This window comes from Exiguobacterium sp. s152 (assembly GCF_018618335.1).
Taxonomy (GTDB): Bacteria; Bacillota; Bacilli; order Exiguobacteriales; family Exiguobacteriaceae; genus Exiguobacterium; species Exiguobacterium chiriqhucha.
Window position 1 is genome coordinate 44,611 of the sequence record NZ_JACSLX010000006.1, and the last position, 15,905, is coordinate 60,515.

The window sequence follows — 15,905 nt, forward strand, 5'->3', positions numbered from 1 at the left end:
AAAAAAAGCGTGTTGATCCGTTCGCGGATCAACACGCTTTTTGCTGTTTATGAAAAGAATGGTTTGTATTCCCGGCGTTCGTGCATGACGGATACCCATTGGAGCGTCGTGAACTCCTCGAGCACCCATTCGCCGTTGAAACGGCCAAGACCAGAATCTTTCTCACCACCGAACGGCAAGTGCGGCTCATCATTCACCGACTGGTCGTTGACGTGAATCATCCCCGTCTCGACTTGGCGGGCGAACTCGGTCGCACGATAGATTGAACCGTGGACGGCACCGCTCAGTCCGTACGGGAGCTCGTTCGAGAGTTTCAGCGCCTCGGCGTCATCTTTGAACGACAGAATGACGGCGACCGGTCCGAAAATCTCATTTTTCGCGAGTGGCATGTCATTTGTGACACCGCTCACGACGGTCGGCTCGAGCACGTTCCCGTCAGCGTTACCGCCGACTTGGAGCGTCGCACCGGCGTCGACCGTCTGCTTGATTTGATCGAGGATACGGTCGACTTGATCGTGATCGATGAGCGGCCCGACTTGTGTATCCGATTCGTTCGGATTGCCGAACTTCAAGGCGCGAACCCGCTCCACAAATTTTTCAAGGAACGCATCGTGAATCGACTCGGCGACGAGAATTCGGTTCGTCGACATACAAATTTGCCCTTGATGATAGAACTTCGAGTAGACGGCCGATTCGACGGCACGATCGATGTCGGCGTCGTCTAACACGACGAAGACGTTATTCCCGCCGAGTTCGAGCGCTGTTTTCTTCAACAGGCGTCCGGCCTTTTCGGCGATGGCTTTGCCGACCTCGGTCGAACCAGTGAACGAAATAAGTTTTGGCACCGGGTGCTCGACGATCGCGTCCCCAATCTCCGAACCGCGACCGACGACGACGTTCAAGACGCCTTTCGGAAGGCCCGCTTCTTCAAATAACGAAGCGAACAGGAGACCGCCTGTGACCGGTGTCGCCGTCGCCGGTTTGACGACGACGGTATTGCCCGTCGCGAGCGCGGAGACGATGGAGCGGACCGCGAGGTGGAACGGGAAGTTCCATGGACTGATGACGCCGATGACGCCAAGCGGTTTCCGATACACCCGGTTCTCTTTGTTCGGGACGATTGACGGCTTGATGAGGCCGTCCATGCGGAACGGGAACGTCGCCGCTTCCTTGATGATCGCCATCGATGCTAAAAATTCACCTTCTGCTTTAATGCGCGTGCTTCCCGACTCTTTGACGAGCCACTCGATGATGTCTTCTTTATGTTGTAACGTCACTTCGGCGAACTTCTCAATCAAGGCGCGTCGGTTTTGCGGGAGCATCGTCGCCCATTCGGCTTGTGCTCCTTTGGCGACATCGTACGCTTTATCGAGATCAGATTCGTCGGCCGACCGGATGGAGAATAACGTTTCGTCCGTGAACGGATTGGTGTTATCAATCGATTTGTCGCTCGATCCCTCGACCCACTGGCCATCAATGTACATCTTCGTAAAATCAGTATGCATGTTCAAAACACTCCTTTATGTTTTTGCTTCACCTTAAGAAGTATTCACCTGATTTGAAAAATTAAACCTATCGATGCGCAACTAGCTTGTTTTACAAAGTAGTTGCAATTGGTAGTACCTTCCATTACTATTATGTATAACAAGTTAGTTTAATGAAAGTGAGGTCACGCCATGGCGATGAGTCAAATGTTGAAAGGCTTGCTCGAAGGGTGCCTGTTGGCCATCATCGATAAAGGAGAGACGTACGGCTATGAGATGTCGGAGAAGTTGCAGGCGTACGGATTCACGATGGTGAGCGAGGGCAGTATTTATCCGGTGTTGTTGCGGATGAAGAAAGACGGCTGGGTCGAGACGATTCAAAAAACACTGCCGTCCGGAGGACCGAAGCGAAAGTATTACATCTTGACGGAGGCGGGGCAGCAAGAATTGCTGGCCTTCAAACAACGTTGGGCGGAAGTGTCAAGCGGCGTCGACCGCGTACTCGGAGAGGGGAATGAAGATGGGACTTTCAAAAAAGAGTCGTGATTTTTTGGATGATTTAGCGGTATATCTCATGTCGAGCGGGAAATCGGAAGGGGAAGTGCAAGACGTTGTCGCCGAGCTGAAAGACCACCTCGAGGAGGCGGAACGCGCAGGCAAAAGCGTGGACGATGTCGTCGGCAAGAGCCCGAAAGCCTACATGCAGCATCTTGGGCGTGAGATGGCGTTCGATGGAAAAGGGTTTTTCAAAATCATCGCGATGATCATTCCGAACGTGTTCGCCTACATCATCATCGCCAACTTCATTCAAGGCGAGATGACATTCTCGACGGTCCAGTTGATTGGGTTCCCGCTCATCGCCGTCCTGTTCTTGCTGGCCGCCTCACAAGCGTTTCGCCACATGTCGGTCCGTTCGAAAGAAAGCAAATTTAAAAATGGGGCGACGTACATCATGCTCGCCGCGATGCCGATGACATTGTTCCTCGGACTGATGGTACTCGACATTTTCGTCGAGACCCCGACGATCGTGTTCGGTCCAACCGGTCAACTCGTTTTGCTCGGACTGGCCGTCGTCACGTTGCTCACCGTCTCTGTGTGGACGAAGACATGGATCAATCTGATTATTCCGATTCTCTTATTTGGGCCGCAATACGCGTTCGCCCAGACGAGTTTGCCGCTCGAGCAACAACTTATTTTCTCGATGCTGATTCTGTTCGTCGGGATGGGGGTCTTCTTGTTCGTCTGGTGGAAAAAGAATCAACAGGGGCAAGCGTGATGCTCGGACGAATCATCTTCATCATTCTTTTATGTCTGCCGTGGGGCTTTTTCGTGACAGCGGCAGACTTTCTATGGGGGAATGCGCTCGGGTATCTCGTGATTCCGGCCGTGATGTGGTGGGGCGTGTGGCAATTTGGCCGGCGTAGCTGGCTACGTTGGATCATTTTTGCGCTCATCATCTCGTACTTGATTTCCATGACCATGATCGGGTACATCGATGGGGCATGGGATTATTTCTTCAAGCCGTTCGGCCAATCGATTGTCATGAACATTTGGATGGTCGTGTTCGCAAGTGGTGTCGTTGTGGCATGTGTGAACCGTTGGGCTTTCGAAAAAGCACGTGAATCTGCTTAAGGTCGGACGCGGCTGGGAATAGGCAACTGAACGCCTAAAAGAGAAAGAAGGGATTCCCATTGCCAGTCAATCCGACGATTCAATTTTATTTGAACCAGTTTCAAAATCAGCTCTCGACCACATATGACCAATTGGATCCGCTCGAATTAAGACGACAAGAAGACGCAATGATGACCCAGTTTCAACATAGAGAGCATGTATATCACGTCGAGGAGCGCTCGATTCCACTTCCGAATCGTTCACTGCCAATCCGCATCTATCGGTCGAGTCGGACGCTTGCCCCGGTTCTCGTCTATTATCATGGGGGTGGCTATGTCACGGGAAGTCTCGACACGCATGATGCGATTTGCCGGACAATCGCGAACGAAGCCGATTGTACCGTCATCTCGATCGGTTACCGACTCGCGCCAGAACATAAATTCCCGACGGCAGTCTACGACAGTTATGAGGCGCTCGTGTGGATCGCGGATCACGCCTCGGAGCTTGAAATTGATGCCGAGCGCATCGCCGTCGGCGGTGACAGCGCCGGGGGGACGCTCGCCACGGTCAGCGCTTTGATGGCCATCGAGCAAGGCCGTCCCCTCGCCATGCATCAGCTGTTATTTTATCCGGTGACGGGGACCGAGGAGAATCTGCCGTTATCGTTAATCGAGTATGCGACCGGCTATTTGCTCGATGAAGCGTTGATTCGTTGGTTCCAACACCAATACTTTCATGACGAGGCAGAATTGACCCATCCATACGCCTCGCCGATCGTTTCGCCACATTTGGCGAAACTTCCGCCGACGACGCTGTTGACGGCCGAATATGACCCGCTCCGTGACCTCGGACGAGCGTACGCCAACAAATTAATCAGTCTCGGTGTCCCGGTGACGTATCAAAATTACGGGGGCTTGATTCACGGATTCGTCAACTATTACACGTACGTCCCGGAAGCGAGACGAGCCGTCAAAGAAGCAGCGCAGTCGCTCGGACACGCATTCCATACACAAAAAACTCGCCCGTGAGGCGAGTTTTTTATGCTTTCGATAAACTTGGGAAGCGACAGCCTTCCGGGAAGAGTCGCCCTTCGCTCATACGAATCATCCATTGACCGTCCCGGGACGGGCGTTGCTCTACACCGTCTAGCTCAGGCGTGAATTCGAAGACGATTTCGGTGATGCCTTCGAAAGAGAGTCGTGCCACAACGTCATGCAGATCGACAGGCCGAGATGACAGCACCGCGAATAACTTCAGACGCGTGCCTTCAATCAAATAAATGACATGCACATCGTCGAAGCGATAAACGTCTTTGTTCATACCTTGATAATAGTGGAACATCCAAATGTGCATGTCGTCTGTCGTATACAGACGCGGTGAAAACGGGAGTGACTCCAGTTTGAAACGACGCCACTGTTCGGCATCGACGTCAACATGTTCGAGTAGGGAAGCCGATCCCGAGACTGAAACGAATAGCTCCGGTTCGGGTTGGACGGAGAACCCCTGTTGCTCGTAAAACGGTGCAACCCCTTCGTTACAAGCCAAAAAATAAGGTAACCCATCCGTGTCATGTTGCTTGAACACATGCTTGAAGATGCGGGTGGCGAGTCCTTGTCCTTGTCGATCCTCGTCGGTCATGACCGTCCCGATCTGATACGTCTCGCGAGCGGTTCCGTCAGCCACGATCGTCATCCGGCTCATCCCGACGTTCGAGATGACATTCCGATAAAACGTCAATGAGTAACAACGATAGCGGTCGGTCCATTCGCCGGCCATGTACCATTCACCAAAATCGATGCCGAACATCTCATCGGCCAAATAGAAAAATGACGCGAATTCTTCCCCTGAATACTCGAGATTGCTGATAGGTCGTTTAGCCATATGACTCACTCCTTGTTTTGAACTTCTCGGTCCGTTCCTGTACATTAGAGGCAGAGAGGGGTAATACAGATTATGAAACGGTATGAAGCGATTTTATTCGATGTCGACGATACGTTGCTCGACTTTAAACAGAGCGAGCACGTCGCCTTGGAGCAGTTGCTCGCGGCACACAACGTTCGGATGACAGATGAATTGAAACAACAGTACGTGACGATCAATAACGGATTATGGCGCGCGTTCGAGCGCGGCGAGGTCGGACGGGAAGACGTCTTAATGGGCCGACACACGCAACTGTTCGATACGCTCGGCATCACGATCGATGCACATGAAGTCGAACAGCGCTATCGCGACCATTTGCACAACGGGGTACACATCATCGATGGGGCACTCGAGCTCGTCCAAACGCTCAGTGAACAGTATCCGCTCTATATCGTCACGAACGGTGTGACGGAGACGCAGTTCAAGCGGCTCGAAGCGTCGGGACTGCTTCCTTATTTCAAGGACGTGTTCGTCTCGGATGCGACCGGATCGCAAAAGCCGATGACACCGTTCTTCGATTACGTGTTCGACCGCGTGCCGAACGTGGCACCGGAACGTGGACTCATCGTCGGTGACTCGCTGACGGCAGATATCGCCGGCGGACGCATGTATGGGCTCGACACGTGCTGGTACAACCCGCACGAGATTGCGGCGTCGGTCGAGACGACGTATGAAATTCAAGACTTGCACGAATTGAAGTCGATTCTATCAAGCTCAGCGATCGATAAAGTGGGGCGGCAGTGATTGCGGTAACGCATAGAGCGTCTCTGGGAAGAGTTGCAAATCACGGAGCGCGTCGAGCGGCTGCCAACGATAGATGAGGTGATCCCCTTCCGGTCCATGGAAGTCTCCTTGACGGAGCGGGAGGTCACCCGATACATAAAAGTACATGCCGATCTCATGGACGGTGCGCTCCAAATACGTGAAGAAATTTTCGGAGACGAAAGCGAACGTCGTTCCCGTCAGTGTCGCTTCGAGTTCTTCTTGCAGCTCACGCGTCAAGGCGAGCTCGGCTTCTTCGCCGATGCCGACCCGGCCGCCCGGCAACGCCCAAAAGTCATCGTTCACGTTCCGATGAACGAGCAAATGACCGTCCTGGACCCAGATGCCGGCGACGCGATAATTGAACGTGCCGTGCTCGGTCGGAAATACGATATCCATGTTCATCACTCCATTCCTTAAGCTACATCAAGTATACGCCAAGGAGGCAGGTCATGTTTCAATCAAATGAGAGTTATAAAGGCGAGGACTTCCGCGACGAGACGCTCCGTGACGTTCAACTCACGCAGACGACGTTCGAAAACTGTCGCTTCACCTATATCGATGCGACCGAGTTCGAGACCGAACAGTGCCGTTTCATCAACTGTGACTTCACTGATTCGAAGTGGAACGCCTCACGCCACAGCGGCAGCTCGTTCTTGAACTGTCAGTTCAATGGGGCGAATCTGTTTTTGAGCGAGTTCGATCAGTGCAAGATGACGGGTTCGTCATTTGAGTCATGCATGTTTGAAGGGGTCGTCGTACGTGAGGGGGATTGGTCGTTCGTCAATCTGCGTCACGCTCCGCTCCGGAAGATGGATTGGTCCGGTGTCCGGTTGACCGAGGCCGATTTATACGGTGCGGATTTGAAAGAATCACGCTGGACGAACGCCGTCTTGTCCCGCGCCGTCTTGCAGCATGCCGATTGCACCGGTGCCGATTTTGTAGGGGCCGAGATGGACGGGGTCGATTTCTCGGACGTCATCCTGAAACAAGCGACGATTGACGTGATACAGGCCGTCCAAATCGCCCGCTCGCTCGGGGCGAACGTCATATGACCAATGAGCAAGTGCTCGAGCACTTGACGGCCATGGCCGCGGAGCGGGAAGACGTCCGCGTCCTCGTCTTGAACGGGTCGCTCGTCAATCCGCACGTAAAACTAGACCGTTTTCAAGACGTCGATGTCACTTGTTTCGTCGAAGACGTGACCACGTTCATCGAGGACCGTTCTTGGATGTTGCCGCTCGGGGACGTCTTGATTATGCAGACGCCGGACGAGGTGCCGGGAGGCGACAAATATGAGCGTTTTGCGTTTCTCGTCCAGTTTGCAGCCGGTCATCGCGTCGATTTGACCGTTCGCCCGCTGCGTGACGTGCAGGAAGCGATTCACGCTGACTCACTCAGTCTCGTCCTCGTCGATAAAGATGGAATTGCCGGTCAACCGATTCCATCTGATGACACGTACCGTATCAAACGACCGAGCCGATTCGACTATGAGCAGTGCTGGAACGAGTTTTGGTGGGTATCGCTTTACGTCGTCAAAGGAATCAAGCGGGGGCAGTTATTATACGCGTACGACCATGTCACAATCATGAGGGCGATGCTCCGTCAGATGCTGTCGTGGGAAGTCGGTTTTACGATGGACTTCACCGTGAACGCGGGGAAGGCCGGTGACGGTCTGACCCCGTACGTGGATGCGGCAAGGTGGGACAGCTATCTTCATACATTTCCGGCAATCGAGACGACTTCCCTCGAGGCGGCCCATAAAGTGTTGGTCGAGCAGTTTGAATGCACGAGCAGACGGGTCGCCGAGCGGGCGGGGTATCCTTTTCGTGCAGAGGAAGCGCATCGAATTCGTGACGCTTTTTCGACGCTTTGGGGTTCACACGGTTAAGTTTAGGTCGAGTCGGGAAAAGCCCCTCTATAGAAGGGGGAATGACGCTTGAATCCGTATACGACGTTCATCGCGCTCCTAGTAGGGAGTTTACTACTATTTGTCGGCATCCGGACGAAGAAATGGCCGATTGTTGTCGTGGCCTTATTTCCGCTTGGACTCGTGGCCTTCAACTTATATTTGCTCATTACTGGACGTTAGAAGACTGTTTTCATCAGTCTTCTTTTTTTATAGCGATTTTTGTATTGAACGGAATCGAACGCGATACGTTTAGATTGGACCAGAACCGGGCAACTCTGAATACAATGACCTAAATCCAATTTTTCCCTTCTAAAAACGATGAGTGTATCTACTCGTCGTTCAACGTCAAACGGACCGATTCACACCAAGACAGATTTGCTCATCAAGGAGGTGTCCTCGTGCGACGATTATGGCTTACCGGCTTATTGCTCATCTTCTGTTTAGGAGGATGTACGACAAGGGGGCCGTTTAATTTTGATGAGATTCACTCTTACAAGATTTTCTACAATATGCCGACCGAGGCGATTATCGAGGATATGGCCCGCTACGACCTCGTCATCATCGAACCGATTTGGTATACACCGGAACAGATTGAGACAATCCGATCGAACGGGACGAAAGTGTTCGGGTATATCAATGTAATGGAGGCAGATTCGTGGAATCGAGCGCTGATCGGCCAAATGGACAAGGATGACTACTTTTATCGGGACGGGGAACGGATTTACTTTCCGAAATGGGACTCGTATTTGACCGATATCAGTTCGGCCGACTTCCGTAAAATTTTAATCCGCGAGATTCAAAAACAAGTCATCAACAAACATTTGGATGGTATTTTCCTTGATACGGTCGGGGACATCGATGACGTCCATTTGGATTATCCAGAAGACTTAGCAGAACAGTTGGCTGGGCTCGAGAAATTCTTACAGGCGATTGAGCGTACGTATCCCGGCGTCCCGGTCGTTCAAAATTGGGGCATCGAGACGCTCGAACGGACGAGTGCCCCATATGTGGAAGGCTTCATGTGGGAAGGCTTCAACTACACCAAAATCACGTCTGATTCGTGGTCGATGGAGATGCTCGACCGGATGAACGTGATTCAAGATGAGTATGGAATTGCCGTCCTCACCGTGTCCGATCAAGAAGAGGCGACGAGTCGTGATTTGGCCGAAGCGAACGGCTTTATACATTATCATGAACCAACGTATTACAATACGTGGGATTTTTAGGTGTTGATTAGGGTATGAAGAAATAAAAGATGCCGTGATCCGTTACTTAAGTTCGACTGGCTAGCTGCTAAACTGGTACAGATGAACCAATCGCGAGGAGGGGATTATCATTTTATACGCTCAAGACCGTCCGTGGCTAAAGTGGGTTGAAATTCTTGTCGTGTTCGCGCTGTTGATTGGAATCGATCTATTCTTTAATCTGGGCACTATTCAAAATGAGTTGAACATGTTTTATGCGGCCGCCATCTTATTCGCCTTACGATACGGCACCATTTTCGGCTTAATCAGTTTTGGCATCTTGCTCCTCTATAAGGTGTTATATACCGGCTTAATGGGAGGGGACATCTTCCTCTTGTTCTACGATACAAACTCACTTCTTACACTGTTTTACTACTTCGCCATCACCGTCATCGTCGGGTTGTTCAGCACCTCATTTCGAGAGCGTTATGAAATCAGTCAGTTCCGCAATGAGGAACTGAAAGATGAGAACACGTATTTGAAAGAAACCGTCGATTTACTCAACACTTCGCAAACGACACTTCGTCAAAAACTACTTCAATCCGAATACAGCTTGAACCAATTGTATGAACTTGCCGTATCGCTCGACTTGCCGCACCCGGAACTGATTCGAAGCGAAACGATTCGCCTGTTGAAAAAGACGTTTTTAGCTAGCGATGTCGCCATTTACCACGTCGATCGCTCACAAAAATCGATGCGTCTCTTGATTCGGCAAACCGAAAAGAAAGAGTTCCCGCAAACAATTTTCCTCGACGAGGCGTCAAGCATGTTCAAACGGTTCTTCCAAGTCCAAGAGACGACACTCCGTCAACTCGATGATGAAGACACAGACCCGATGGTGCTCGCGCCGATCGTCGTGGACGGACAGACACGTGAAGTTGTCGTCATCAAACGCTTGCCGCTCCGCAAATTGACGACCGATGACTTGCACGTCTTGAATATCTTGTTCTCGTGGATCGGGACGCGCGTCCAAAACGCCGAAAATCTGATTCGCAAAGAGCAGCACGAGAAAATGCATAAAGGCACCTCGTTCTATAAAAAAGAGGCGTTCACGGAACTTGTCGCCATTCAAGAACAAAAGAAACTTCACCACGGACAGCCGTATATCGTGCTCGATTATGCGCTCGGCTATGAACCGGTCTCGCTCGAGAGTATCGAGGCCATCGTCCACTCGTATTTACGGGAAATCGACGTCGTCGGCTACGATCCCGAAGACAACAAACTGTTGCTCTTACTTCCTGGGACGAGCGAAGAACACCGTCAACAGATTTATGATCGGATCGAAGGGATTTTGATCCAGAAGGGAGTGTGACGGTATGGAGCTGACGGTTCGTCTCGGATTGATTGGGATTTATGTCGTTCACGCTATGCTAGCCTTCGTCTTGTTAATCACATTGAAACGAAAGATGAAAGCACCGGACTATGGGGTCGCGGTGGCGGCACTCAGTTTCGGACTGTTCCTGCCGTTTGTGGCTGAACTTGCCGTCTATGCGGTGTATCGTTTGGCCGAGCGCTTTGGCCGGAGCGGTCTGATTGAAGACTATGACGACTATATCGATTTCAAAGTCGTCAACTATGAACAGATTCGTCATGAAGCGAACAGCAGCACGCACTTGTTGCCGCTCAACGATGCCATCAATTCCAAAGATCCGGCCATCCGGAAACATTCGATTTTGACGCACGTCAATCAGTCGATCGACCAGCAAGGGAAGTATTTGCAGATGGGTCTCGAGAGTACGGACAGCGAGACCGTCCATTATGCGGCGGCGACGATGAATATCTTAATCGACCAGTATGAACAAGAACTGAAATTGGCGAAACGCGAATATGATTTGGGGAATCCCGACACGATTCAACGGCTCGCGACAATCTATAAACGGATGATTCATAGCGAGCTCATCACCGAGGTCATGTTGAAGGACAAGCAGACCGCATGGCTCGAAGAATTGTTAAAAGCGAAGACGCTCTATCCCCCGACGCCATGGATTTATGAAGACTTGAACGAGATTTATCTCACGTTACAGCATCCAAAAGAGCAATTGAACATCCTGAAGGAGTACGTCCACCATTTCCCGGAACGAATCGAGGCCCATCTTATGCTCATCAACTTCTATTATGAGCGGGAGCGTTGGAACGAAGTGAAGGCGGTCATGTTTATGATGCAGACCCAGTTCACGCTCGACGATGTGCCGTATGAGTACCGACTGTTGTTTGAAGAATGGAGTGACACGACATCATGGAAAAACGAACTGTAATCTCATTCTCGCTCTTCATCGTCTTATTTCTAGTCATCGTCGGTGCGATTCAATACTTACGGATTCATTCGCTGCACACACTACTGCCGAACGTTGCCGAGCAGCAGATGAATATCGATCAATTGAAGAGTGATGCGTCAGCGAAAGCAGGCGAACATCAACTTCAAATTTATCTCGTCCGGGATGAAGGGGATTTGGCGGTCGAGACGGCGGACAATCTGCGTCACGGCTTACAGTACGCGAAGCTCGACGTACGCGATGTCAGCCCTGGTGCCGTCGGATCGATTGCGCCTTCTCCGTATACGATTATCATTTTTACCGGAGAAGATTCATCGAGATGGCCGTTCGTCGCGATGAAGCGTTACGTCGAACAGGGCGGCAACCTTGTCTTCGCGAACCGGTTCAAAGACCCCGCGTGGAACGCGTTGACCGGGATTGAAGAAATTGGTGAGTATGTGCCGGACGTATATGGCTTGAATTTCGAGGAGACGATTTTCCCGGGCTATGTCGACTTGAATCCGCCGGACGACCTGTTCGTTCATAGCGTCGTCGACTTTGCGGTCGCAGATGACGCCAACGTCATGTTGTCAGCCGAAGGTTTCCCAATCCTTTGGGAATACCGTGTTGGTGAAGGGAACGTCCTGTATTGGAATACGACAATCACGAACCAAAAGATGATTCGCGGCTTGTTCGTGCAGACACTTGGCACGATGCCCCCGGCGTTCGTCACGGCACAAGCGGCTATCAAACTCATGTATATCGATGATTTCCCGGCGCCGGTCATGGACGGGAAGATGAAAGATGTCTCCGCCACACCACTCGATAAATCGGTCAAAGACTTCTTCGCCGAGAATTGGTGGGAAGACATGGTCGATTTAGCGAAAGACGACGATGTGATTTATACAGGTGCGATGATTGGAACGTATGAGGAAGAAATGGAACTGGTTGACGAACAGTTGATTAAGCGCGGTGAGTTTCCGATGCTGTATTTTGGACGTAAACTGATTGCCCACGGCGGAGAAATCGGGTTACATGGTTATAATCACCAATCGCTCGTCACGGCCGATGAACCGATTGATCCGACATATGGCTATATCCCGTGGAAAGATAAAGAAGAGATGAAGCGGTCGTTATTGCAGGCTGAATCGGTGTTCGCGAACTATTTCCCGGCCGAGACGCTTAAGTCATACGTCCCGCCATCGAATGCGCTCAACCGGACTGGTGTCGATGCAATCGCAGAGGCGTTACCTAACCTTCGCACGATTGCCTCCCTTTACACCGGGGAACCCGAGAATGGAGACTTCGTGCAAGAGTTCGAGTTTGATGCGACACACCCGAACCTCTATCATTTCCCGCGCGTGACGAGCGATTACGGGGAAGAGCGCGGCTCGATTTTCCAGATGGTCGATGCAATCGCCAACTTCGGCGTGTTTTCACACTTCATTCACCCGGATGATGTCATCGATCCAGACCGGGCCTTCGGGCGGGACTGGGATACGATGTTCACAAGCCTGCGTAAAATCGTCCATGACGTGAGAGACCAATATCCGCATCTCGAGGCGTATACGCAACATTATGCGACCGAGAAGATGATCACCTACCAACAAGCTGATTTGAACGTCACGTTCGATGAGTCGACGGTCTATTTGGCCGGGGAAGGACTCATCAATCCGTCTCATTTCACGATTCGCCTGAAACCGGGCCAATCACTCGAGACAGGGAAATTTGACTTCGGGACGGTCGAACAGTGGGAGGCCGACCGACCTCTCTATCTCGTCAAACTGTCAGCGGCGAATGCTGAAATCGCCATCAAGGGGGAAGCGCAATGAAAATCGGACTTGTCTTAGAGGGCAGTTATCCGTATGTGAGCGGAGGCGTCTCAAGCTGGACGCAGACGTTGATCGAGGAGATGCCCGAGGTGTCGTTTGAAATCATTTCAATTCAACCGACCGAGAAACGACCGGAAGATATGAAATACGAGTTTCCCCCGAACGTCTCCGGCATCACCCATCTGTATTTGAACGACGTGGGGGAGCGAGCGAAGGGACGATTGAAGTGGGGTGCCGACGACGAACAGAACGTGTCGGACTGGCTCATGTTGAGAAGCCCGAACCGACAAGCGCTGCGACTACTCGGGAAAGAAGTGCCTTCGAGCGAGACGTTTTTCGCGAGCGAGTTCTTTTGGCGCAACGTCAAGGCCGCCTACGCCGAAGAGATGAACGGCGGCTCGTTCATCGACTATTTCTGGATGTGGCAAAGCATGTACACCCCGATTTTGCGGGTGCTCCATCAGCCGCTCCCGAAAGTCGATCTCGTCCATTCCGTATCGACGGGTTATGCCGGGGTAGTCGCTTCCTACATGAAAGAGACGCAAGGGATCCCGTTCATCTTGACCGAGCATGGCATCTATTCCCGTGAACGCGAGGAAGAGATTTTACAGTCGTATTGGATTCCGGCGCCGTATAAACCGAGATGGGTCCGTTTCTTCCACCATTTGTCCCGGGAGGCGTATAACGCGGCCGATGAGATTATCACCTTGTTCGAGCGGAATCGCGAATATCAGGAATGGATCGGCGCCCCGAGCGAGAAGACGAAAATTATCGCCAACGGGATTGCCGATCGACAAATCCAGGCGACGGTCGATCGTCCGGAGCACGACCTGTTTCAAATCGGTGCCATCGTCCGCCTCGTCCCAATCAAAGACTTGAAGACGATGATTTATGCCGCCAAGATTTTGCAGGAGCGGCATCGTCTGTTCAAACTGACGATCATGGGTCCACTCAATGAGGATGAAGAATATGCGGAAGAGTGCCGTCTGCTCATCGAACAGAGCGGATTGAGCGATTATGTCGAACTGGCCGGGAAAGTGGACGTCCAAACGTATTTGCCGACCTTTGATTTACTGCTCCTGACGAGCATCTCGGAAGGGCAGCCGCTCGCGATTCTCGAAGGCATGGCCGCCGGGATTCCGTGGGTCGCCACCGATGTCGGCGCCTGTTCCGAGCTTTTATACGGACGAGCGGATGACCCGTTCGGTCCGGCCGGTTTCATCGTGCCGCCGGTTCATCCGGAAGCGGTCGCCGACAAAGTCGAATGGATGATGGATTACCCGCAGGAACGAATGCGGTTCGGCAAGAACGGACGGGAGCGGGTCCGCCAATATTATCGTCTCCAACAAGTCGTGGACCGCTATAAGGCTATCTATGAAGCGAGGAGGGAACAGTATGGCGGGCATCGGGTTTAAGTTGCAGAAGTTGTTCCAAGAAGACTACTATTCGTCCCGGCTGAAGGCGTACACGTTCTCCGGTCTCGTCACGTCCGGACCGTGGTTGATCGTCATCTTGGTCGTCGGTACGATTCAATGGTTGGCATTCCAAATGCCGACGTTGTCGCTCGCCGAACGGACGCTCTTCATGATCTCGGTCTCGTACGCGTTCATCTTCTCGCAAATCTTGTTCAGTTTTCAACAGCTCGTCGTCACACGATACGTGGCGGACTTGTTTTATGAGAAAAAGGCGCATGAGATTTTTCCGGTGTTCACCGGGATGCTCAAAGTGACGATTCTCGCCGCAGGCTTGCTGTATAGTATCTTTTGGCTATTGTCGCCGCTCGATTTTCTGTACAAACTGACGTTGTTCGTTTTATTTATGACGATTAACGTCATCTGGGTCATGTTCTTGTTCTTGAGTGCCGCCAAGTATTATCAAGCGGTGGCCTATAGCTTCTTGCTCGGTGGACTCATCTCGGTCGGGAGCGTCTATGCGATCAGCCGTCTCATGGTCGACCCGTCGAGTCTCGAGCTGTTGCTCGGTTTCACGGTCGGGATGATTGTGACGTTGTTCGGGTTATTCTTCGCGATGCTCCGGACGTTCCCGCTCCGTTACGCGGTGAAAGAGTTCTCGTACTTCAAGTACTTCGACCGCTATCCGGACTTGTTCGCCATCGGCGTGTTGTACGTGCTCGGGATTTGGGTCACGAATTTCATCATCTGGTTCGGTGAAGGACGTGTCATCATCGCGGACTCGTTCCTGTTCAACCCGTATTATGATACGGCCATCTTTTGGTCGTACTTGACGATTATCCCGACGCAACTGTTGTTCGTCGTCGCCGTCGAGACCCGATTTTATGAGCGCTACCGTACGTTTTATGGATTGATCAACTACGGCGGGGCACTCCATCAAATCGAGAAGGCGAAACAGACGATGACGTCCGTATTGAAAAATGAGTTGATTCGACTCGCGCGGAGCCAAGGCGTCGTGACGCTGTTCGCCATCCTGATGGCGGGCGCGTTCGTCAGTTGGATCGGCGTCCCGGATGAGATTGGTCAAATCTTTCGGATGACGACGCTCGCGGCGTTCGCGAATGCGATGATTCTCATCTTGACGCTGTTATTGCTCTATTTCGAGGACCGGCGCGGGGCGTTGTTCGTCAACATCTCGTTCTTCACGTTGAACGCGTTGTTCACGTTACTGCTCTTGCCGCGAGGCATCGATTGGTACGGTGTCGGCTTTGCCGTCAGTACGACGATCACGTTCTTCTTGGCCGGCCTGCGTTTGATTTATTACATGGGCAAAGTCGATTATTACGTGTTCGCCGCGTCGAACCGGCGCAAGCTCGGCACCGAGCGGTTCTCGCAAATGGGAACGTTGTTGAACCGGCGCTTTTCGCGATAAAGGGTTTTCAGTACAGGGAAAGACTGATATGATGTGGTCGTAGA

At 51.9% G+C, this 15,905-nt stretch carries 17 protein-coding genes; 14 read left to right on the plus strand and 3 right to left on the minus strand.

All coding sequences use genetic code 11. The annotated features are described in order from the left end of the window. Window positions 1-47: 47 nt before the first annotated feature. On the minus strand, window positions 48-1,505 hold the full coding sequence (locus KNP72_RS11375) for an aldehyde dehydrogenase family protein (protein WP_214833357.1): 1,458 nt from the start codon (window positions 1,503-1,505) through the stop codon (window positions 48-50). A gap of 171 nt (window positions 1,506-1,676) precedes the next feature. On the opposite strand from KNP72_RS11375, the gene KNP72_RS11380 reads away from it, so the two are divergent. From KNP72_RS11380 to KNP72_RS11395, 4 genes are read left to right on the plus strand one after another with little or no spacing between them, the layout of a single operon-like run. Continuing rightward, window positions 1,677-2,030 (plus strand): PadR family transcriptional regulator, encoded by a 354-nt coding sequence (locus tag KNP72_RS11380; RefSeq protein WP_029594492.1) that lies wholly within the window; start codon window positions 1,677-1,679, stop codon window positions 2,028-2,030. Then, window positions 2,005-2,760, plus strand: a complete 756-nt coding sequence (locus tag KNP72_RS11385; RefSeq protein ID WP_214833360.1) for an HAAS domain-containing protein — start codon at window positions 2,005-2,007, stop codon at window positions 2,758-2,760. The genes KNP72_RS11380 and KNP72_RS11385 overlap by 26 nt, the downstream gene beginning before the upstream one ends. After that, window positions 2,760-3,116 carry a hypothetical protein gene (locus KNP72_RS11390; protein WP_214833363.1) on the plus strand — a complete coding sequence of 119 codons (357 nt, stop codon included), beginning with the start codon at window positions 2,760-2,762 and terminating at the stop codon, window positions 3,114-3,116. Before KNP72_RS11385 ends, KNP72_RS11390 begins: the two co-directional genes overlap by 1 nt. Window positions 3,117-3,175: 59 nt before the next feature. Then, window positions 3,176-4,123: an alpha/beta hydrolase gene (locus tag KNP72_RS11395; protein WP_214833366.1), complete on the plus strand. Its 948-nt coding sequence runs from the start codon at window positions 3,176-3,178 to the stop codon at window positions 4,121-4,123. Between the two features lie 10 nt (window positions 4,124-4,133). Here KNP72_RS11395 and KNP72_RS11400 read toward each other — a convergent pair whose 3' ends face one another. After that, entirely contained in the window at window positions 4,134-4,976 is an 843-nt protein-coding gene (locus KNP72_RS11400; RefSeq protein ID WP_214833369.1) for a GNAT family N-acetyltransferase, read from the minus strand. A gap of 72 nt (window positions 4,977-5,048) precedes the next feature. Between KNP72_RS11400 and KNP72_RS11405 the strand changes: the two genes are divergently transcribed. Further along, window positions 5,049-5,759, plus strand: coding sequence for a YjjG family noncanonical pyrimidine nucleotidase (locus KNP72_RS11405; protein WP_214833372.1), 711 nt, complete (start codon window positions 5,049-5,051; stop codon window positions 5,757-5,759). On the opposite strand, the gene KNP72_RS11410 is transcribed toward KNP72_RS11405, so the two are convergent. Continuing rightward, window positions 5,730-6,176, minus strand: coding sequence for an NUDIX hydrolase (locus KNP72_RS11410; protein WP_214833375.1), 447 nt, complete (start codon window positions 6,174-6,176; stop codon window positions 5,730-5,732). The two genes, KNP72_RS11405 and KNP72_RS11410, sit on opposite strands and share 30 nt — an antisense overlap. A gap of 53 nt (window positions 6,177-6,229) precedes the next feature. Between KNP72_RS11410 and KNP72_RS11415 the strand changes: the two genes are divergently transcribed. The 9 genes from KNP72_RS11415 (at window position 6,230) to pelG (ending at window position 15,861) form a co-directional block, all read left to right on the plus strand. Next, a complete protein-coding gene (locus tag KNP72_RS11415; RefSeq protein WP_214833378.1) occupies window positions 6,230-6,832 on the plus strand; it encodes a pentapeptide repeat-containing protein in 603 nt (200 codons plus the stop codon). Then, the gene (locus tag KNP72_RS11420) at window positions 6,829-7,668 is read left to right on the plus strand and encodes an aminoglycoside 6-adenylyltransferase (protein ID WP_214833381.1); all 840 of its coding nucleotides are present in this window, start codon (window positions 6,829-6,831) and stop codon (window positions 7,666-7,668) included. The genes KNP72_RS11415 and KNP72_RS11420 overlap by 4 nt, the downstream gene beginning before the upstream one ends. Before the next feature lie 48 nt (window positions 7,669-7,716). Then, window positions 7,717-7,869 carry a hypothetical protein gene (locus KNP72_RS11425; RefSeq protein ID WP_021065921.1) on the plus strand — a complete coding sequence of 51 codons (153 nt, stop codon included), beginning with the start codon at window positions 7,717-7,719 and terminating at the stop codon, window positions 7,867-7,869. 218 nt (window positions 7,870-8,087) lie between these two features. Further along, a complete protein-coding gene (locus KNP72_RS11430) occupies window positions 8,088-8,915 on the plus strand; it encodes a glycoside hydrolase family 191 protein (RefSeq protein WP_214833384.1) in 828 nt (275 codons plus the stop codon). 172 nt (window positions 8,916-9,087) lie between these two features. Beyond that, on the plus strand, window positions 9,088-10,245 hold the full coding sequence (locus tag KNP72_RS11435) for a GAF domain-containing protein (protein ID WP_214833386.1): 1,158 nt from the start codon (window positions 9,088-9,090) through the stop codon (window positions 10,243-10,245). A 4-nt stretch (window positions 10,246-10,249) separates the two neighbouring features. Further along, window positions 10,250-11,188: a tetratricopeptide repeat protein gene (locus KNP72_RS11440; RefSeq protein ID WP_214718986.1), complete on the plus strand. Its 939-nt coding sequence runs from the start codon at window positions 10,250-10,252 to the stop codon at window positions 11,186-11,188. Beyond that, on the plus strand, window positions 11,170-13,017 hold the full coding sequence (locus tag KNP72_RS11445; protein WP_214718990.1) for a DUF2194 domain-containing protein: 1,848 nt from the start codon (window positions 11,170-11,172) through the stop codon (window positions 13,015-13,017). Before KNP72_RS11440 ends, KNP72_RS11445 begins: the two co-directional genes overlap by 19 nt. Further along, window positions 13,014-14,432, plus strand: coding sequence for a GT4 family glycosyltransferase PelF (gene pelF / locus KNP72_RS11450; protein ID WP_214833389.1), 1,419 nt, complete (start codon window positions 13,014-13,016; stop codon window positions 14,430-14,432). Before KNP72_RS11445 ends, pelF begins: the two co-directional genes overlap by 4 nt. Continuing rightward, window positions 14,413-15,861 (plus strand): exopolysaccharide Pel transporter PelG, encoded by a 1,449-nt coding sequence (gene pelG, locus KNP72_RS11455; RefSeq protein ID WP_021065927.1) that lies wholly within the window; start codon window positions 14,413-14,415, stop codon window positions 15,859-15,861. The genes pelF and pelG overlap by 20 nt, the downstream gene beginning before the upstream one ends. Window positions 15,862-15,905 lie beyond the last annotated feature (44 nt).